We start from the raw sequence: 19,299 nt of genomic DNA on the forward strand, positions 1-19,299 counted from the left end.
GTCTCGATAGGACGACACGTTGGTGCGGACGAGAGCGGCCCGATCGCCGATCGGATTCGAGGGATTCACCGCGGCCGTCTCGAGAACGGAACGAACCGACGTCACAGGATGAAAACGTCCGCGAACACGGGGTGACACAACACGCGCGAACGATGACCACGACTTCGGCGACGACCGCGCTGCAGTACGGTGCCGGGCTCGGAGCGGTGGTGCTGTCGGGATATTTCGCCGCCGCGATGTTAGAGCGACGCGGAAAGCCGACGGTCCGCCCGCTGCTCCTGCTCGCGGTCGTGGTTGCCGTCGGTTCCGTTGTGTCTCTCGCGACGAGCTATCCCCCCGTCGAGCGCGCGCTGACGCCTGCCGTCTGGCCCGACGGGGCCGGTTCGTTCTGGGTCGTCTTGCTGACCGTACTGGTGATCGTTACGTCCGGGCTCTGGTTTCTGTTCGCGCTCCGGTACAGCGGACGGGGCGGGCCGTTGATTCGCCCGGCAGCGGCGACGGTCGGCGTCTTCTGGGCGCTCATTTTCGGACTGGCCGTCTTCGGTGACGTCTCTCCGCCTCCGGAAGCGGGACAGACCCACGTCGAATTCGCGCTCGGGCTCGGGGCGTTTTTCATGACGATACTGCTGGCTATCGGCGTTCTGCTCGTTCTGACGACCTCGTTGCAGCAGAACGCGATCGGATTCAGGGAGGGACTCGCGTTGTCCGGTGGAGCGGTCGCGCTGGCGTTCGGCCCGATCATCGCCAACAGTACCTATCATCCGGCATCGGTCCCGATAACGCTCCTGGCCGCGAGCGGGCTGTTCTCCCTTGCGGTCCGTCGCTATCCCGTCTTTGAGGCCCCTCCTATCGTCCGGATCGCCGGCCGAGATCGCCTCATCGAGGAGATGGACGACGCGGTCATCGTCACCGACCTCGAGGATCGGATTCGCGATCTGAACCCTGCAGCCGAGGGTCATTTCGACACCGATCGGAGCGAGGCGTTAGGCGAGCCAGTAGAGTCGCTGCTCCCCGGTGGACCTGAGCCGAGCGATCTCGAGCGGACCGAGGAGCCGGTCGAACTCCGGACGGCCGCGGAGACCACGCTGGCGGTCACCGCGAACCGGATCACCGACGCCCGAGACCGAACGTTCGGACACCTCCTGGTCTGTCGAAACGTGACCGAGCGGCGGCGTCGCGAGCGCCGACTGGGCGTCCTCAACCAGCTGCTGACCGGCGCGGTCATCGATCGGATGAGCGACGTCGCGGAGAGCGCCGCACCGATAGCCTCGTCGGGACGGGACGGGGGGTCCGACTCTCGCACGGCGGACGATCCGGCCCCCTCGAGCGTCGGGGCCGAGATACGAGCGCAGACGAGCGAACTCGTCCGACTCGTGACGCGAACCCGCGAGATCGAACGCGCGCTGGCGGACGAAAGCGCCGCCGAGGCGGACGCCCTCTCGGCGATTCGGAACGTCGCCGACGCGGTCTCCGAGGACGCCGGTATGGATATCGATTTCGAGGTGGAAGCAGCCGACGCCGTCCCACCGGCGGCGATCGACGCCGCGGTCCTGGAGACGATCCTCGAGACGCTGCTCGCGGACGCGATCGATCGCGAGCGAAAACGGGTTTCCCTCGAGATCACCGATGCCGGTCGGCAACTGGAGATACACGTCGTCGAGGCCGGACCGACGCCTTCGGAGTCGCCAGGGATGACGAACGTCGACGCAGATCGCACTGCGAAGGGCGACGAGGAAGACCGAGAGCGGTGGCTCCGAGAGCTCTCGATCGAGATGGCCCGGCTGGCGGCGACCCACGTCGGCGGCGACGTCTCGACGCGGTCCGACCGAGACGTTCGACGAGTCGTGCTCGAGGTGCCGACGACCGAGGAGCGTTCCGCGACCGGAACCGAACCGGTTCTCGTCGACGAGAGTGCCGACGACGGACCGACCGGCGAACGGAGGGAGTCGAGATGACGGCGCCGACGACGATCGGTCTCGGCGTCGGTATCGCGTCGACGCTCGTAATCGTCGCGGCACTGGCCCGCCGGTATCGCGAGCAACCCGGTGCGCGTCCGTTCGTCGTCCTGGCCGTTCTTCTTGCCGCCATGGCGGTCGGCACCACGCTGGCGCGGGTCGGGATCGTTTCGGGCCACGCCATCGAAGTCACCGTCTTCTTTCCGCTCGTGTTCGCGCTGCTCGCGTGGCTCGTCCTCGCCTTCGAGTACACGGGACGAGGGCCGGTAATGACGGAACGCCGGATCGCCGGACTCGTCGGCTTCGGTATCGCCGTCATCTTCGTTTCGGTGGGCGGAATCGTTGTTCCCGACTCGCTCATGCCGCTCTACATACCGATCGTCAACGTCGTTCAGCTCGCCCTCATCGCGGCGGCCGGCTACGGGGCGGTGCTCGTCGCGCGGTCGGCGATCAGTTACGACGACCTCCCGCTCAGTGGCAGCCTCCTCCTGACGACCGTCGGGGGCGGACTCACCGCGATCACGATCGTCGTGGCGCTCGTTCCCGTGGTGTTTCCCTTCGAAGCCGGGGCCGACGCGGTGCAGTTCCTGCTCGGTGCCATCGCCGGTCTCCTGTTGCTCACGCAGGTCAGGTATCGCGTCTTCGAGACCGGACCCAGCGCCGGGCATCTGGCGCGAGAGACTGTCCTCGACGAGATGTCCGCGGCGGTCGCCATCACTGATCGGAGTGACCGGGTCCTCGACGTCAACCGAACCGCCGAACGCGCGTTCGGTATCGATCGATCCGAGACGCTCGTCGAACCGATCGACGACGCGTTCGGGATCGGGCCGGACGCGGCCGACGGCGGTCCCGTTGCGATCGAGACGACGGAGGGCCACCGACAGTTCGACGTGGATCGATTGACGCTTACGGACAGGGATACCCGGCCGATCGGTCGGGCCGTCTTGCTCCGAGACGTGACCGAACGACGGACCCACGAACAGCGTCTCGACGTTCTCAACAGGGTGTTGCGGCACAACCTCAGGAACGATCTGGACGCCGTCCGCGGATTCGCCGAGGCGCTCGAGCGAGAGGAGACCGACGATCCCGGGGCGCTCGCCGAACGGATCCACGCCTCAGCGACCGATCTGGTGGCGCTCGGATCAGCGCTCGAACGGGCCGAGCGACTGCTCGCTCGAGAGACGCGCGAACGCGACTGCGTCGACGTGCCGGCGATCCTCCGGCGGGTCGCGGAGACGGTGGACGACGCGGCGTCCGACGTCTCGATCACAGTTTCGGCGTCCGACGCGCCGATCGAACTCCGGACCGACGTCCAGATACTCGAGACCGTCCTGGAGGAGGCCGTCGAGAACGCGATCGAGCACACCGACGCCGACGCGCCGCGCGTCGAACTCTCGGTCCGCCGGGAGCGATCGGAGGTGGTGATTGATATCGCGGACAACGGGCCGGGAATCCCGGCACAGGAGCGGGCGGTGTTACTCGAGGGCGAGGAGACGCCGCTTCGCCACGGGAGCGGCCTCGGCCTGTGGTTGATCTACTGGGGCGTGACCCGACTCGGCGGCGACCTCGAGTTCGACGAGAATGAGCCCCGCGGAAGCCTCGTCTCGCTTCGAATTCCCATAACGTAGGCTCGAGAAGCGGCGGAATCGCAAGACGGATCAGAGCCGTTCTCAGTACTCGTTACCGGGAGGCGATGCGGACGGACTTCCGCCGGCTGGATTCCGAAACTGCACACGACGAGGGTTCGACGTCGACGCTGAATTCGCCGCCGTCGAATCGGAGGACCGCTTCCTCGAACGCCGCGCTGTACCGTTTGTAGTGGTGCCCGTTCGGGTCGAGAACAAACTGACTCGTCACGAGCCCCGCGTTCTCGAGTCGGTGGAGGTGGCGATACGCGGTCGGTTCCGAGACTGATGCTACCTCGGCCGCTTCGCCCGCGGTCCGTGACCGATCGGCGACCGCTCGGAGGATTTCTCGGGCGTACTCGTCGCCCAGGAGTTCGAGCACGCTCGAGGCGGTCTCCGCCGAGTCACGGTCGGATCGCTCTCCACCGTCGTGAGGGGGATCGAAATCGATGCCGTCACCGTTGGCGTTTCGAACGCGTGTTCTCGTCATTGCTTACCAGCAACCATGACCGGCACGACCCTGTGAGTCGTCGCTAGGAGTTCAAACCCGTCTTCTCGACTCGATCTAGTAATCTAGATCGCGGCGCCCGGTGCGACGGTGAGGGGTTCTGTTCACGCTGTCGACGACGCGTGATGATTGGGATACATTTTACGGCTCCGCGGTGTAACGTCGACCGAGAGTCACGTTCATATGCCGGACCAGACCGAGGAAGATAACCTGCCGAGGGCGCTCGTCGTCGACGACGAGCGGGAGGTCGCGGACGCCTACGCGCTTCGACTGCGCGGCCTCTGTGACGTCCGTACCACCTATGCCGGCGATACCGCACTCGAGATCCTCGGCGACGAGGAAATCGATATCGTCCTGCTCGACCGACACATGCCCGGCCTGTCGGGCGACGAGGTGCTCGCCGAACTCGACGAACGGGAGTACTACGGCCGGATCGTCATGGTGACGGCCATCGACCCCGGATTCGACGTGCTCGATATGCCGTTCGACGACTACCTCTGCAAACCGGTCGAACGCGAAGACGTGCGGGCCGCCGTCGAACAGCAGTGTGCCGTCCTCGGCTACGAGACCCTTGGTGCGTACTTCCAGATTGAGGCGAAACGCAGCGTCCTCGAAGCCGAACTTCCCGCAACCGAACTGGCCGATCGCAACGACTACCGCGAACTGGCCGATCGCGCGGAACAACTCCGGCGGCGCGCGAACCGACTGCTCGACGATCCGAGCGAGCTGCTCGACACGTTCGACGCCGTCGGTCGAGAGGGGCGGTGATCTCAGTTCCCCTCGCGCACCTCCTCGCTCTCCTCGAGTTCGACGCCGGTCTTGTCGCTCTCGGGATCGAAAAACGAGGCCAATAGCTTTCGCTGTCCCGCCCGAAGGTGATAGAGTAACGTCGGCCCCGTGATACCGAGGGCGTCGGCGACGTCTTCGGCGCTGCTCTCGCGGGGTGACTCGAAGTAGTCCGCGAAAAACGCCGTTCTGAGCGCGTTCGCCTGATGATCGGTCAGCCGATCGCGCAGTTCGTCGCGGAACTCCCGCGCCGTCGTCGTCGAGCGCTCGCGTTGCTGTTTGGCGATCACGGCGGCGTCGAACGTTCGGGTCACCGCGTCGGCGATTCGACGGACGTCCTCTTCCGGCGGGAGTTCGATCACGATTCGTCCGGACCCGGCCTCGTACTTGGCCGATCGAACCGTCGCGCCTCGAGTCGACAGTCTCCCGAGCGGCGTCCCCTCCCCGAGGGTGAGCTCCACCGATCCCTCGTCCCCGTAGTCGGCAACCACGCGCACGCGTTCGACGGCGTCTTCGACCGTCAGCGCGTTGGCGACTCGGTGCGGTTCGTCGTCGACGGAGAGATAACAGAGCGGCCGGCCGTCGCGCTGGGGGACCAGTCCGTCGAGCGAGAGCGTGACGTCGAACTCGGCGGCCACCGCAACCAGCGGCGTTTCGGCGTCGGTGATCTCGAACGTGAGTTCGACGACCGTATCGGACAGCAGGATGTTTCGATGGCGGGTCGCGTTCACCGCGAAGCCGGCCATCTCGCCGACCGTCGCGAAACTCGCCCGTTCGCGCTCCGAGAAGGCGTCCCGATCGGACGCGTAGACGCCGACCGCACCGTACACGTTCGTCCCGTAGGTCAGCGGAATCGCGAGCAGCGATTGGAGGCCGTCGGCGAACGCCGCCCGCCGGACGGACTCGGGAACGGACGGGTCCTCGCCGACCGACTCGATAACCTCCGGCGTCCCCGTTTCGACGGCTCGTTCCTCGGGGACGGTCGTGGGTCCGTCGAGGTGTTCCGTGACTCGCTCGAGCGTTCGGCCCGTCGTCCCAGCCGCTGCTCGCACGGCGATTCGGTCGTCGCCGAGTTCCCGCTCGCCGAACCAGGCGAACTCGTAGATGTCGGACTCGCCCAGCCGTTCACAGATCGTCTCGGCGATTTCTTCGCGGGTCGACGCGTCGATGAGTTCGTTCAGGATCTCCGAGATGAGCCCGTTGAGCACGACGATTCGGTCGAGATCGTCGCGGAGCCGATCGTTCGTTCGTTCCGTTCGGCGTCCAGCCGTCCGATCGCGGAGAAACAGCGTCACGCTCTCGTCGGTCGGAACGAGGGACACCTCGAGCCACCGGTCCAGTTCCGGGTAGTACTCTTCGACCGACTGCTCGTCGGCGATCGTCTCCCCGATCGCGTTCGGGACGGTATCCTCGACCGAGCGGGGAAAGACGTCGTTGATTGTGCGGGCGGCGGCGGCCTCTGGATCGACGTCGAGTAGCTCGCTCCCGGCGTCGTTGATCGCCGTCACCGTTCCGTCCCGGTCGACCTCGAGTACCCCGATCGGTGCGCGTTCGAGTCGTTCGTTCATCGTCTTTTCTCGCCTCAATTAGCGCGTCTCGAGTCCGGTAATCTCGACCCGTGCGCCGCCGCGTTCGGCGTCCGTCACGGCGACCGACCAGCCGTGGGCCGTCGCGATCCGCTCGACGATCGCCAACCCGAGCCCGGTCCCGGTGTCGCCAGCGGTGAATCCGGGCTCGAAGACCGCCTCGCGGTGATCGGGATCGATCCCCGGCCCGTCGTCCGCGACGTAGAACCCGTCCGATCCGACGACGCCGACGGTAATCTGTGGGTGGGTTCCGCCGTGTTCGATCGCGTTTCGAAACAGGTTCTCGAAGAGTCGATCCACGCGATCCCGATCGGCGGTGACCGTCGGCAACGAGTCGTCGAATCGCAGTTCCGTTTCGTCGGTTTCGACGGTCTCCCAGACCGCCTCGGCGGCGGCCTCGAGATCAACTGCGTCCCCGGGATCGATCACGTCCTCGCTCCGGGCCAGTGTCAGAACGTCTTCGATGATTCGCTCCATCCGATCGTGGGCCCGCGCGACGCGCTCGAGGTGCTCGTCGTCCCCCGTTTCTCGACCGGCTCGAAGGCGGGCCTTCGCGACGTCGAGCGGATTCCGGAGATCGTGGCTGACGACGCTCGCGACGGGGTCCATCGCAAGTCGTGCGGGCTCATCGTCGCCGGACGTCTCGACGAAGAGAACGTAGCCGATGGTCTCCTCGGCGGGCGGGATTGCTCGCGCGAGATATCGCGTCCCCGATGTGGCAGCCGGCTCGACACGGACGGTACACCCGCCATCGTCCAGGAGACAGTCGGGAAACGCGAGCGAGGAATCGCGAACGGTGATCTCCGCGTCGTCGAAAACCGTCGAAAGTGGCGTCTCGGTCGAGACCGTCCCGAACCTGTCCTCGAACGGACCGTTGGCGTCTACGATGACCGGTCGCTCGTCCCCGATCGCGTAACTCAGCGCGGGATCGAGATAGCGCTCGAGTGGTAGCGCTTCGCCGTGGGTCTCGGCCTCGTCGGTGGTCATCTTTGCGTCCTGTTCGGCGGTATCGACCGACATCGCGATTCGCTGACGACCCCGGCCGCTCGTCCCCCGACACAGCGATGTAGCGTCACTCGTTCCATTTACCATCCCATTTCACGTCGGCGACCTTAGAGGTGGAGTCTAGCTATACAGATCGAAGTTACGCGCTCGACGCTCTTGTGACGGAGATTGGTGGTGGGTCATAGCGTAGTTTCAAGGATAGTTTTCAGTGCTTCTCTTCCTGGTTTTCGATAGACTTGACGGCGGAGTTGGAACGGTCTGGGCTTCGACTGCCCCTTCGATCCGGAGACGAGGTACGTCCAGAAACGACCGTCTTGATTGGAGTAGCCGTTTGCCGAGTGGCGCGTTCGCGCCACCCTTGCCCGCTTCGACTTTTATAGTATCAACTGAAACTGTTTTATACCGATCCCACAGCTGTCGTGCGATCGAGTGTGCACCGACTTCAAGTGGCTACTATAGCTACTGCGAGGGGTGAAAATAAGAACGATCACAATCCAAACTCCGAAACTGTATTCTGACCGAGCGTGTGTGGATATACCAAGATCATGGGCGTCAAATCTGACCCGCTTCGCGTGTCACTGGACGTGTGGCACTCCGGGTGTTGGACGATCCAAACCACCGAGACGGTCGACGTCGGTATTCTCGGCCGGGTAGTCGCGCACGATACCGGGTCACGATCCACAGCCCTCGTCACGCTTTATGCCGACAAGCGGCGTGAACTCGATGACGCCATCGAGACTGTCCGTGCTTCCCCGCATGTCCACAGTGCAGAGGAAGTGCCACGAGCAACACCCGACTCGAGATCGGGTCCGGGGAACGCAACGACCGATCTCTTGATCGATCACGAGGCGAGTTCACAGATCAGCGGCGCGTTCCTCTCGTGTGACTTCGTTCATGCCCGCCCCGTAGACACGCGTGACGGTACCGAGCAGTGGGAACTGCTCACCAAGCGACCCCGAGACGACGTCTACAACGCTCTGGACTCGATCATGCGAACCCACGACGCTGACATCACCATCAGGGGCATTTCGCGGACGACAAACGCCACTGATGAGACGCCGTTCTCACTCACATCGCTCTCTTCGCGCCAACGCGAGGTGTTCGAACTCGCCCGCGCCAGAGGCTACTACGAGTGGCCAAAAGAGGTCTCCGGGACCGAACTGGCGTCTGAACTCGGTATTGCGACAGCCACGCTTCACGAGCACCTCCACAAGGCAGAGGCCAAATTGCTCGGAAACGAGCAACCGTAGGTTGAGGGCTGTGGGTCAGACGAACTCGGAGCTATCCGTCGACAGGATCGTCCTTGCCGCCCGCTCCAGAATCTCACGCCCGTCTTTTGCCTCCTCGAGGTCGACATACTCGTCGACAGTGTGTGCTTGGGCTAAACTCCCAGGTCCCCACGTGATTGCTGGAATGTCGGCGTGATTGATGAACTCGCGAACGTCGGTCGAGGCACGGATCCCCCACGGTTCGGTCGACGCGTTCGCGATTGCTCTCGAGTGGTCACGAAAGACTTCCGCTAATGAATGGTCGATCGGGATTTCGGCCGAGGAATAGGTTTCGGCGCGATCCCACGAGGCCTCGATATCATGGTCGCGGTTGAGTTCCGAGACGATTCGTTCAATCTCGTCGTCTACTCCACCGATCGTTTCGTCGGGGAGAATCCGTCGGTCGAGGGTGACGGCCGTCCGATCTGCGAGCACGGCCTTATTCGAGCCGTCACCCGCACTGATCTGGGTGACGGTGGCGTACGCTCGGCCACAGAGAGAATCACGCTGTTCACGGAGGCTGGCGTCGTAGTCGTTTAATCTGGCGAGAACTGGTTGAACGTGGTCGATCGGGTTCACCCCTCGATCAGGGTTGCTCGCGTGTGCGGGCTCTCCGGGCCAACTAATCTCGTACCACGCCATCCCCTTTTCACTGGTTGCGACACGACACTGCGTCGGTTCGAGCACGACGCCGACGTCGCCGTCGAAGCCCGCGTCGAGAAGCGATTTGGTCCCGGGATCGGCAGTCTCCTCGCCCATCGCGGCGTGGACGACAATCGAACCATCCAGGTTCCCGTTCTCGATATCCGCTCGGAGGTTGAGCGCCACGAGCATGGCAATGGCGACGGCCGTCTTCATGTCGACGCTCCCGCGACCGTAGAGTCGCCCGTCCTCGATAACGCCGCCGTAAGGGGGATACGTCCACTCGTCAGGATCGCCCGCGGGGACGACGTCCAGGTGTCCGTTCAACACTAGCGTGGGCCGGCCGGATCCGATTCGTGCGCCTACCTGCTGGCGGTCAGGATCGGGTTCGTCGACGAGCGTCGACTCGATTCCGTGGTGTGTAAACCAGTCGTGGACGTACTCGGCGCACGCACTCTCGTTCCCCGGCGGGTTCTCAGATTCGATGCGAACCAGCGTGGCGGCGAGCGACGGAAGAGCAGTCGGATACCGCTTTGAGCCGCTCGATCCGGGATTCATGGGGAGTGCTCCATTCCGTCTTTCGCCGCTCCGTACTGGTCTGCCACGTCGTCGAGCGTCGGTTCGATACGAGTCACGTCACCGACCGCTCGCTTTGCGCCGGCGGTGTCTTTGAGTCCTATCCCGGTGACGACCGCGACGACGGACTCGTCGGAGCTGATGATCCCCTCCTCGCGGGCTCGGCGGATGCCGGCGATGGGGGCCGCGCCCGCCGGTTCGGCGTAGATTCCTTCCGTCCGTCCGAGCAGTGTTTCAGCTTCGAGGATGTCCTCGTCGGTCACGGTTACTGCGGTCCCGCCGCTCTCCTCGAGCGCGCGACAGGCCTTGAGCGTGTTCCGGGGCCGACCGACGGCGACCGAGTCGGCGAGCGTGTCCGCGACCTCGTCGATCTCGTCGTGGCCGTGAAACGCATCGTGAATCGCGCTCGCCCCTTCGGGCTGGACACCGAGCATTTTGGGCGTGTCCTCGACGTAGTCCAGCTCGGCGAACTCTCGGAATCCCTTCCAGCAGCCGCCGATCGTACACCCGTCGCCCATAGAGAAGACGACCCAGTCGGGGATCGAATCCCGCGTCTGCTCGGCGAGTTCGTGGCCAACGGTTCGCTTCCCCTCGATCTGGAAGGGGTTGATCGCCGCATTTCGGTTGTACCAGCCATACGACTCGGTGACCTCCATACTCAGATCGTACGCCTCGTCGTAGCTCCCGGCGACCGCGAGGACGTCCGCTCCGTAGACGCGGGGCTGGACAAGTTTCCCTTCGGGGGCACTCTCGGGCACGAATATGCGGCAGTCGAGGTCGGCTCGGGCTGCATAGCCTGCGAGCGACGCGGCAGCGTTCCCCGTCGACGCGCAGGTAACGATGTCCCGTCCGGCGTGGCGTGCTTTGGTGACGGCGACGCTGGTCGCCCGGTCTTTGAAGCAGCCCGTCGGGTTCAGACCGTCGTTTTTCACGCGAACGTCGACCCCGAGTTCGGCGCCCAGTCGCGGTGCCTCGAGCAAGTCCGTCCCGCCCTCATCGAGTGTGACAGGCGTCGCTTCCGTGTCTACCGGAAGGAATGCGCGGTATTTCCACTGGGTCTGGATGTTTCCGTCAAGCGGCGCGTCGAACCGGTCGTGGATGATGTCGTAGTCGTACACGACCTCGAGGATACCGGCAACGCCGTCGTGTTCTGGACAGGTGTAACTGACCTGTTCGGGGTCGTACGTCGCTCCACAGAGCGTACATTCGAGGGTTTCGACGTGATCGAGCGTCATACGATACCTCGCGTCCGCGTTACCATTATATCACCACCAACCATTGTCGGGGGTCGAACGAGTACCACTTCGTGGACCTGCTACCGTTGTTCGACACGAAAACGCGTCAGGGTCGTGGCAGGGGCCTTTCCGTCGACTCGAGTCCGTAAATCGCTTCGGGTCAAGTGGTTCGAGAATCAGAGATTCTCGTCATCACGAGAGAGCTTGAGTGGTCTGGACCACTTCTGAATCGTGCCTACGTCGGTACGCTATTCCAACCCGGGACTCGAGCGAACGCTATGACCAAGACACGATCGACATCAGCGCCATCGAAAGCAAAAACGAGTGGACGCAGAAGATTACCCACCGGGACGCACTCTCGTTGTCAGCCGGTGATCTCACTCACCACTATATACGAGCAGCAACCACCGGCAGCGGGAAAACCGTCGCCACCATCCACGATATGCTCACCGCCCACCGAGACCTCGAAGGCCCACTCATCCTGGTCGACCCCAAGGACGGTGACATGTGTGAGAATTACCTGCGATGTCACCGGACCATCTTCGGAGACCTCGAGGACGTCGAGTACATCCAAATTCCTCCGAAAAATGGAAAGATCCCAGGGATGCCTTTCTTCGACCTCCGCTCGCTCACACGTGGCGCAGGCCGCGAACGTGAAGCGGCTATACAGGACATCACGGATCATTGCTTCCAGGTATTGCGTTTCGTCCTTGGGAGGGACACCGTCGACCAAGCGTTCGTCGCAAACGAGATTTTGAAAAGTCTCATCAAAGCCAAATTCGACCGCAACTACGGGACCGACTACTTCTCCATTGGTGAGTTGATGGAAGCCGCTCAACGCTTCCAGCAATATGGAAAAGAAGTAGAAGACATCACGGAGGACGCAGACAACGCACAAAAGGCAATTCCCCGCACATCCGACACCCAGGTCAAAAGCATCCTCGAGTCCCACCTCACCAAGGATCAGACCCAGTTCATGAACACGACAGACGCGGTTCTGAACCTGGCATAGATCTCGTGTTCCTTCCGTCAGGATCACCGCATCTCAACCCGATCGGGTAGGTCTGGAAATACCTCAAGTGGACGATGGCACCGATCATCGTTGAGGACGAAGACGAGTTCCACGAACTCGTCAAGGACGTGTTCGATCAAGTGACACAGCGAATCAGTTTTGCAAAAGACTGGTGTGAGAAGTTCCTCGACTTTCAAAAGTTTTCTTGATCATTAAACGGTGGGATTCTCTTGCTGATTAAAGATAGTAAATGTGCAGATAGCCAATTCTCAATTAGACTATTTAGAAATAGGCTATCCGGAAGTATTATTCTTCACTGGGGCAGAGTACACCTATGAACCACTTCGTAGACCGAGAGGACGAACTCTCTCGATTACGTGGGTGCTACGAGTCCGATGATGGCGAGATGGTCGTCATCTTCGGTCGGCGACGTCTCGGGAAGACCCAACTTGTCCAGCACTCGCTCTCAGATCGGGATGACGCCGTCGTCTATCAGGCCACAGAAACCACCTCCCAGATACAACTCGACGAGTTCGTGGATGTTGCGTCTGAGACCTTCCCTGGCATCACGCAAATTAAACAGAACTGGGAAGCGCTGCTCGGATATATCGGAGATCAAGACGGAGTCGTCGTTCTTGACGAATTCCCCTACCTCATCGACGCCGACGAGAGCCTTCCATCGGTCATCCAGCGATTGTGGGACCAGCGATTCCAGCACACCTCGGGAACACTCGTTCTGGTCGGCTCGTCGATTAGTATGATGGAAGAAGCGACCCTTCTGGGCAACAGTCCCCTGTATGGACGATTCACGGAAAAAATCGACCTCCGCCCCCTCAACTTCGCTGCTGCTCAGGAGTTTATTCCAGACGACTATTCTCCTGAGGAGCAGATCTTCACGTGGGGTATCTTCGGCGGTGTCCCGTACTACCTCGACGGCGTCGATCTCGACCAACACCTTGGGACAGTCCTCGCTGACGAAGTACTCTCCCAAAAGGGGTATCTTCACAACGAACCAGAGTATGTGCTCCGGACCGAACTCACTAATCCAAACCGGTACTTTGCGATCCTCACCGCGATTGCGGCAGGGAAGACGACGGCAAACGAAATCGCCCAAACAGTGGGTATCGATGGAAAGCAGATCTCGACGTATACCCAAAAGTTAGAACGGCTACGGCTTATCGAACGAGAGGTCCCAATCACTGAAGAGAAGGCAAAGTCACGTCGTGGACGCTATCGTCTCTTAGATCCGCTATTCCGTTTCTGGTTTCGCTTCGTCTACGGGAAAGAAGACCGGTACGAACGCTTAGGTGAAGATGCATACGAGGCGATTATCGAACCAGAGCTTCCGAATTTCGTTAGTCCAGAGTTCGAGACACTGTGTCAGGATGCCCTCCCAAACCTCTACCCAGAGAAAACGTTTCTCGATATCGGCCGCTGGTGGTACAAAGAGCATGAAGTTGATGTCGTCGGATTCACAACAGATGGGACGATGGTCGTGGGGGAGTGCAAGTTCACTAATGCGCCGCTTGACTACGGAGCCCTTGCCTCACTCGAAAATCATGCTACTGAAATCCGCTGGACTCCGGATACTGGTGAGGAAGAGAAAAAATACGCATTATTCACACGAAGGGGTGCAACGCAGTCTGTCCAGGAGGCAGTCTCAGAGCGTGATGACGTCCGTTTGTTCGATTTGGATGCCATTGTGCGGCATGCCTAGACTCAGTTCTTCTTGATATAGTCGGCATCCGTCCCGAGGAGATCGCGGACGCTGATGTTGTCCGAGAGTGCCTCCGGGGACTCGCCGACGTCCGGGTTGAGGGCGAACGCCGTGTTCGTCATCTCGGCCAACCGGACTTCGACAGTTGCTGCAGTCGGAGCATGGGCGCGGGCGTATCGCTCGAGGACGCGGCGTCGCTCCTCGCTCTGGCGGAGGGTGGACGGCTTGACTGACGTATCGAAGTTGTCAGGGTCGAAGCCAGCATTACTGCCGATCGTGATGAGTTTGAGTTTCGGGGAGATCCGCGAGGACTGAGTCTGGTCAGCACGGATTCTGTTAGTCGCGCACCCATCTCGAACAATAAATACCGTGGCTGGTCTGTCCCTGTTCTATTTGCTGTATGAGATGTCTTCGTCGTCCTTTGCGTTCTCGAGTGTACGCAGCATGAGCACGAGTAGGCAGAGTGCATAGTAAATTCCCCCGTTTCGACCAAATTCGCCCCATCCAATTGGTGCTGCATGGGCTGTCTCTATAAGAAGAAATACTCCTGCCAAACAACCGATTGAAAGCCAAAAGGCGCTCCTGTCCTCGTCAGTTATTACAGTGGCAGAATAGGAACTTGCCCCCCAAACTACTGCGATTGATGCAATACTAAGCAGTAAGCCAGTGGTGAAGGAACTCATGACTGTAAACGACCCAATTAATCCCGGAAGGAGTGCAGCGGTTGCGACAAGTATACCAACGAGTCGACTTCCACCCATTCCTGCAACTATCAATAGAACGATACCGATTCCTATGGCGAGAACATCTCCTGCAATGCCATGGTCCAAACTCCCTCCGACACCTATAATCGTGAAACCCCCAGCCCAGAATAGAAGGAAACAGGCTCCAAAAAGCTCTTCAGCGAGGCCATGTTCTGCGGAGCCGCCGCCGTTAAATAGAGAATTGTCTTTCTCTTCTTTGTAATACGTCGCATCGTCGGTTTCTGCTATTTTGTCCATATATAGTCACACCTGAATTGATTATAATATTATATATAAGCCCTTCCATCACTGGACGCCAGTGCGGTTTGGCCGTCTCGGGGGTTCTGACGGTCGGCGATCGCTATTCTGCTTGGGAGGCCGCGCTGTTCGCTGCACGGTGCCTGTTGATCTTGAGTGTTAGTCCTTGACCGGATTGCCGTCTTCGTCGACCCGATAGGCGTTCCGGACTCGGAACTTAATCTCCCAGCTTACGTCTCGTTCGGGGATCTCGTGGGAGATGATTGCTTTTTCATCGCCGCAGAACCGGATCTCTGTGTAGTAGCCGTCGAGGTCGACTGAGGGTCGGCAGGGGCCGTTCGATTCGCCGAGGTAGAACTCCCATCCGTCTTTCCTGACTCGAGTGTGTTCAACACGTTGCCGACATCTTTCAGCGGCGCTTCAGCCGTCCATGAGACGTCAGTTACATCCTCAAGGAGCGTCGCGACCTCTTCGAGGTCGGTGGCGAATTGCTTTTTGTCTCCTTCCCATTCGGTTTGCTCCGCGCGATAGCACCGACCGTTGTACTGTCTGGCAGGATAAATTATTTCTGTTACTAATATCTCTTTCAATTTAGAATGAGCCAGAGGTGGGGGGACGTCGTTTTAATATTGGGGATCGCGATGCTAGGGGCGTTCGTGGTCGCATCGGGGAGCGCCCACGCCGCAACGGACGTCGAGATTGTCGACGCCGATCCGAATCAGTGTACCGAGCTGGAACCGGGAACAACCCAAGAGTTCGAACTCACAGTCGATTACGATATCGGCGGTGAAACGCCAGGCCATATCTCAGTTACTGTCAGCGAGGAGGGATACGGATCTACGACTGACGAGGTAGACTTATCGGGGTACGAGTCAGATGACCGCGTCACGTTCGTGACAGACGGCGAGGTCGGAAACTTTTGGGAGGAGGCCACGGTCAAGGTCAGTGTCTACGCCGAAGATAGTATCGCGTCGTCGGCCATCGATGAGGCGTACTACAACATCGCGGGATCCGGACAGACGTGCGATGCGAATCCGGAGACGATCGTCGGACAGGTCTACGACAAGAGCGGTAATCTGGATTCCTCGGGGATTCTGACGGTCGAGCGAAAAAGCGACGGCGAACGGGAACTCGTCGAGTACGGCGAGCGAAACGACGGTTTCTTCGAGTTTACTGATCAAGCGCTGCTGGAGCCAGGAGCGTATCGACTTGCAATCTATCCAGAGGAGGGTGGCTATCCTCCCTACTGGGGCCATCGCGATATCACGCTCAGTGAGGGAGAGTATCAATCAGTTCCGATGGAACGCGGTGGCGTCTACATTACAGATCAGCATGTGGTTGATGCAACTGGATCAACGGATCAGCTACTGTTCGAACCCGGATCCGACATCGAGTTCGAACTCGACGTGAACCGACCGCGAAACGGGGATTCCGTCACTGTGGAGACGTACATCTACCCCGTTGGAGACGAACCCAGCAACAGACCCGATGCGGTCTACGACCACGGAGCGATCGGGATGGGGCCATCGACGCTCGAGTTCACGGCACCCACACCGCAGTCCGAGGGCGAGTACGAGGTCAAGTTCGTCGTAGAGACCGAGTTCTCGGACCTGGATAGCCAACTGACGACTGACGTCGCGTCAGGACCAGACCTCGAGGTCGCGCCGTTGGAGCAGCCTCAAGTCGAGTCGAAGACGCCGAAACACGCAACACAGACGCTCGTTGGGTACAACGAGCTTCCGTTTTCCGTATCGGTAATAAGCGCTGGAAATGGGGACGCGACCGTCGAGTGGTTCGTTGACGATGAACGGGTCGCGACCGGCAAGTCGATGACCATTGACGGATCCGACTACGAACTAGGTGAGTACGAGGTCCGGGCCTCGATCTCGGACGGGATCGACACAACAGACGACATTACGCAGACGTGGACCGTAACGCTCACCGAATCCGAGCCGCCGGAACTCAGTCGCATTGAACCGGCCGAGGAGGTCATCGAGTTGCGCTCCGGAGATACGAAAACGTTCGCTCTCGACGCGGAAACAGACGGCGGTGGAGACCTAAGCTACGAGTGGTCTCGAGACGGAACCGCTATCGGGACCGGAGACAGCGTCACACAAACCTTCGACCGGGCGGGCAGGTATACGATTACGGCCACCGTCACTGACGAGTGGAACGCGACGCACACCAAGGCATGGACCGCCGACGTCGGATCGTTCAGAGATGACCCGAGGGTGACTTCGACCGCTTCGACAACCGAGATTGGGGTGCGCGAGGGAGTCGAGTTCCTGTCGCTGTCCGTCCAGAACCCGTCGGTCAACGAGCGAGCGGCCGAAGTCGAATTGATCACCGAACTGCCGCCGGGCGTGGAAGTGACGGGAAACCACGACGTTACCTACGGTGACGGGACGACCCATATACAGGTTGGCACGGTCGCACCCGGAGAGGGAACGTCGATGCGAATCAACCTTCGTGTTTCAGACGGCTCTCTACGGGGCGAAACGTTTTCGCTCCCCTATGCAGTCCAATATTATCCTGCTGAGAAACCGGATGACTACCACACTGTCAATGAGACGACGGAAATAATCGTCGAGGAGAGCAGTGACGATGGTGGACCGCCCAGCGGTACCGATGATGGTACGCCCGGCTTTACCGCCCTGCTCGGTATTATCAGCGTTGTCTCTTTGATCCTCTACCGAACTAGTGAAGTAGAGCTTGAGGGCTAGTGCCTGCGGTTGCTTGGCAACAGCAGTCCGGTCGACGACCCTGAATTTCGTCCCAGTACTGCATTCCCATCACGCGATCCTGATCTATCACCAGTATTGTCGAAAATATTTATTATAATCTAACGATATTGTTTTCAGTAGAGACACAATGGCGAATAGACAGTACACGCTCGTAGTCCCTCTCGCAGCGGGGAGTTCCAGCTGGGACCGCTGTTGGAGGGACATACAGGAGGGTGGAGCCCAACGCATTGGTCGCCGCCGGCGAATTCGAGCGCTATCACGAGAGACGCGGGGTGGGCTACGCCGAATCGACCGGGGTTGCGGTCCGGTACTAGAACGAGCAGTTCGCGGAGGACCTCTCGTTGGGTGATGCGTTCGAGATCACGGACGACGCCAGGATGCCCGCACACGTCGAAGGACGCGGTCAAAACGCTCATTGATGAGACCTGAAATGCAACAAGCAACGGAACGGACCGACAGAAACAGACAATGACAGAACACACTACGACGACCGACCGTACGATCACGACGAACGCGACCGCCTCCTGTGAGACAGCCCCCGAACTGGCGAGGATTGCAGGAACAGTAACCGGCGACGGTGACACAGCGACAGTTGCACGGTCGACGGCCCGAGATCGGGTATCAACAATTCGAGACTCACTGACGGATATCTCGGCCGTTCGAATTCAAATTGTGAATCGCCGCATTGAACATACGTCGGAGATGTTCGAACCCGAGACCGACGCGCAGTATCAGGCGACGGAACGGCTTCAGATTGAGTGCGCCCCTGAAACCGCAGCGGACGTCGTCGTCGAGGTGACGGATGCCGGCAGCACTATCCAATCTGTCGAGTTCGGACTCCAGGAAAAGAGCCGTCGAGAACTCCGAAACGACGCACTTGCCGAAGCGATGAACCGGGCCCGTAAGCGGGCCGAGTCAATCGCGGCCGCCGAAGGAGTCGCTGTAGGCTCCATTCGGGACGTAACAACGGATACCATCCGTGTTCGGTTAAGGAGCGAAATCGACAGACGCCAGCGTTTTGATGAGGTTATCTTCAGAAACCGCGTAGAGAGAGGTTGTGCTACCTGAACTCTCTCCAACACTCATACGCCGCCGGTTGACTTCCCTCTTTCCCGTAGACGTCATCGAAGGCATCGCGCGCGAGCGCGATGCCGTCCAACGTCAGCGGACGATCGACATCACGATGCTCGTCTGGTCGCTCATCATGGGCTTCGCCGTAGACGGCGAAACCCGCTCTATCGCCTCGTTTCAGCGGGTCTACCAGACTGCGACCAACCAGACCGTCGTTCGCTCCAGCTTCTACGACCGATTTACGCCGGAACTCCGTGACCTCCTGAGCGACCTCTTCACGCATGCGCTCGAGGAGGTCGCAGTTCCCCACACTATCGCACCCCAACTCACCCAGTTCTGCGACACGATGATCGCCGATGCAACTGTGTTCAGGTTGCATCGGCTTTTGACGGCGTTTCCAGCGACTCACGAAGATCAATCCGGAGCACAGCTGTACCTCGTCTACAACGTGACCAAGCAGACGCTCGCACAGTTCAAGCTCACCGACGAACGAACCCATGAAAGCAGCCAGTTCCGCACAGGGAACTGGCTGCGTGGGCGGCTGTTTCTGTTCGATCTCGGCTTCTAC

Annotated in this window: 16 protein-coding genes and 1 pseudogene; 11 read left to right on the top strand and 6 right to left on the bottom strand. The window is 60.6% G+C overall.

What is annotated here, in order from left to right:
* Nucleotides 1-152: 152 nt before the first annotated feature.
* Together GS429_RS18085 and GS429_RS18090 are read left to right on the top strand one after the other, a co-directional pair.
* Nucleotides 153-1,955 (top strand): histidine kinase N-terminal 7TM domain-containing protein, encoded by a 1,803-nt coding sequence (locus GS429_RS18085; RefSeq protein ID WP_160066788.1) that lies wholly within the window; start codon nucleotides 153-155, stop codon nucleotides 1,953-1,955.
* Nucleotides 1,952-3,583, top strand: a complete 1,632-nt coding sequence (locus GS429_RS18090; RefSeq protein WP_160066790.1) for a sensor histidine kinase — start codon at nucleotides 1,952-1,954, stop codon at nucleotides 3,581-3,583. Before GS429_RS18085 ends, GS429_RS18090 begins: the two co-directional genes overlap by 4 nt.
* Before the next feature lie 52 nt (nucleotides 3,584-3,635).
* Here GS429_RS18090 and GS429_RS18095 read toward each other — a convergent pair whose 3' ends face one another.
* On the bottom strand, nucleotides 3,636-4,070 hold the full coding sequence (locus GS429_RS18095; protein ID WP_160066792.1) for an ArsR/SmtB family transcription factor: 435 nt from the start codon (nucleotides 4,068-4,070) through the stop codon (nucleotides 3,636-3,638).
* 201 nt (nucleotides 4,071-4,271) lie between these two features.
* Here GS429_RS18095 and GS429_RS18100 point away from each other — a divergent pair, with 201 nt between their 5' ends.
* On the top strand, nucleotides 4,272-4,856 hold the full coding sequence (locus GS429_RS18100; protein WP_160066794.1) for a response regulator: 585 nt from the start codon (nucleotides 4,272-4,274) through the stop codon (nucleotides 4,854-4,856).
* Between the two features lie 2 nt (nucleotides 4,857-4,858).
* Here the strand turns inward: GS429_RS18100 and GS429_RS18105 are convergent, their stop codons facing one another.
* Entirely contained in the window at nucleotides 4,859-6,442 is a 1,584-nt protein-coding gene (locus GS429_RS18105; protein ID WP_160066796.1) for a bacterio-opsin activator domain-containing protein, read from the bottom strand.
* 18 nt (nucleotides 6,443-6,460) lie between these two features.
* Entirely contained in the window at nucleotides 6,461-7,480 is a 1,020-nt protein-coding gene (locus GS429_RS18110) for a sensor histidine kinase (protein WP_201294050.1), read from the bottom strand.
* Between the two features lie 761 nt (nucleotides 7,481-8,241).
* Here GS429_RS18110 and GS429_RS22520 point away from each other — a divergent pair.
* On the top strand, nucleotides 8,242-8,715 hold the full coding sequence (locus GS429_RS22520) for a helix-turn-helix domain-containing protein (protein WP_160066800.1): 474 nt from the start codon (nucleotides 8,242-8,244) through the stop codon (nucleotides 8,713-8,715).
* Between the two features lie 15 nt (nucleotides 8,716-8,730).
* Here the strand turns inward: GS429_RS22520 and GS429_RS18125 are convergent, their stop codons facing one another.
* Together GS429_RS18125 and thrC are read right to left on the bottom strand one after the other, a co-directional pair.
* Entirely contained in the window at nucleotides 8,731-9,933 is a 1,203-nt protein-coding gene (locus GS429_RS18125; protein ID WP_160066802.1) for a M20 family metallopeptidase, read from the bottom strand.
* The gene (gene thrC / locus GS429_RS18130) at nucleotides 9,930-11,186 is read right to left on the bottom strand and encodes a threonine synthase (protein WP_160066804.1); all 1,257 of its coding nucleotides are present in this window, start codon (nucleotides 11,184-11,186) and stop codon (nucleotides 9,930-9,932) included. The genes GS429_RS18125 and thrC overlap by 4 nt, the downstream gene beginning before the upstream one ends.
* A 208-nt stretch (nucleotides 11,187-11,394) precedes the next feature.
* On the opposite strand from thrC, the gene GS429_RS18135 reads away from it, so the two are divergent.
* From GS429_RS18135 to GS429_RS18145, 3 genes and pseudogenes are all read left to right on the top strand, one after another.
* Nucleotides 11,395-12,198 carry a hypothetical protein gene (locus GS429_RS18135; RefSeq protein WP_160066806.1) on the top strand — a complete coding sequence of 268 codons (804 nt, stop codon included), beginning with the start codon at nucleotides 11,395-11,397 and terminating at the stop codon, nucleotides 12,196-12,198.
* A pseudogene (locus tag GS429_RS18140) lies at nucleotides 12,105-12,407 on the top strand (IS630 family transposase); the annotation flags it as partial. The gene GS429_RS18135 and the pseudogene GS429_RS18140, both read left to right, overlap by 94 nt.
* Before the next feature lie 125 nt (nucleotides 12,408-12,532).
* Entirely contained in the window at nucleotides 12,533-13,915 is a 1,383-nt protein-coding gene (locus GS429_RS18145) for an ATP-binding protein (RefSeq protein WP_160066808.1), read from the top strand.
* A gap of 389 nt (nucleotides 13,916-14,304) precedes the next feature.
* Here GS429_RS18145 and GS429_RS18150 read toward each other — a convergent pair whose 3' ends face one another.
* The gene (locus GS429_RS18150; RefSeq protein WP_160066809.1) at nucleotides 14,305-14,916 is read right to left on the bottom strand and encodes a hypothetical protein; all 612 of its coding nucleotides are present in this window, start codon (nucleotides 14,914-14,916) and stop codon (nucleotides 14,305-14,307) included.
* A gap of 156 nt (nucleotides 14,917-15,072) precedes the next feature.
* Here GS429_RS18150 and GS429_RS18155 point away from each other — a divergent pair, with 156 nt between their 5' ends.
* From GS429_RS18155 to GS429_RS18170, 4 genes are all read left to right on the top strand, one after another.
* Nucleotides 15,073-15,237, top strand: coding sequence for a hypothetical protein (locus GS429_RS18155; protein WP_160066811.1), 165 nt, complete (start codon nucleotides 15,073-15,075; stop codon nucleotides 15,235-15,237).
* A 275-nt stretch (nucleotides 15,238-15,512) separates the two neighbouring features.
* On the top strand, nucleotides 15,513-17,639 hold the full coding sequence (locus GS429_RS18160; RefSeq protein WP_160066813.1) for a PKD domain-containing protein: 2,127 nt from the start codon (nucleotides 15,513-15,515) through the stop codon (nucleotides 17,637-17,639).
* A gap of 489 nt (nucleotides 17,640-18,128) precedes the next feature.
* Complete coding sequence (locus GS429_RS18165) at nucleotides 18,129-18,728, top strand: SIMPL domain-containing protein (protein ID WP_160066815.1); 600 nt, start codon at nucleotides 18,129-18,131, stop codon at nucleotides 18,726-18,728.
* The coding region (locus GS429_RS18170; RefSeq protein ID WP_483870094.1) for a transposase at nucleotides 18,718-19,299 on the top strand (582 nt) is incomplete at its 3' end. The genes GS429_RS18165 and GS429_RS18170, both read left to right, overlap by 11 nt.

Origin of the sequence: Natronorubrum halalkaliphilum (genome assembly GCF_009834785.1) — an archaeon.
GTDB lineage: Archaea > Halobacteriota > Halobacteria > Halobacteriales > Natrialbaceae > Natronorubrum > Natronorubrum halalkaliphilum.

Bases quoted from the DNA above. Each gene is read 5' to 3' on its own strand.
- GS429_RS18085 (WP_160066788.1), top strand. From the start codon at position 153: ATGACCACGACTTCGGCGACGACCGCGCTGCAGTACGGTGCCGGGCTC.
- GS429_RS18090 (WP_160066790.1), top strand. From the start codon at position 1,952: ATGACGGCGCCGACGACGATCGGTCTCGGCGTCGGTATCGCGTCGACG.
- GS429_RS18095 (WP_160066792.1), bottom strand. From the start codon at position 4,070: ATGACGAGAACACGCGTTCGAAACGCCAACGGTGACGGCATCGATTTC.
- GS429_RS18100 (WP_160066794.1), top strand. From the start codon at position 4,272: ATGCCGGACCAGACCGAGGAAGATAACCTGCCGAGGGCGCTCGTCGTC.
- GS429_RS18105 (WP_160066796.1), bottom strand. From the start codon at position 6,442: ATGAACGAACGACTCGAACGCGCACCGATCGGGGTACTCGAGGTCGAC.
- GS429_RS18110 (WP_201294050.1), bottom strand. From the start codon at position 7,480: ATGTCGGTCGATACCGCCGAACAGGACGCAAAGATGACCACCGACGAG.
- GS429_RS18125 (WP_160066802.1), bottom strand. From the start codon at position 9,933: ATGAATCCCGGATCGAGCGGCTCAAAGCGGTATCCGACTGCTCTTCCG.
- thrC (WP_160066804.1), bottom strand. From the start codon at position 11,186: ATGACGCTCGATCACGTCGAAACCCTCGAATGTACGCTCTGTGGAGCG.
- GS429_RS18145 (WP_160066808.1), top strand. From the start codon at position 12,533: ATGAACCACTTCGTAGACCGAGAGGACGAACTCTCTCGATTACGTGGG.
- GS429_RS18150 (WP_160066809.1), bottom strand. From the start codon at position 14,916: ATGGACAAAATAGCAGAAACCGACGATGCGACGTATTACAAAGAAGAG.
- GS429_RS18160 (WP_160066813.1), top strand. From the start codon at position 15,513: ATGAGCCAGAGGTGGGGGGACGTCGTTTTAATATTGGGGATCGCGATG.
- GS429_RS18165 (WP_160066815.1), top strand. From the start codon at position 18,129: ATGACAGAACACACTACGACGACCGACCGTACGATCACGACGAACGCG.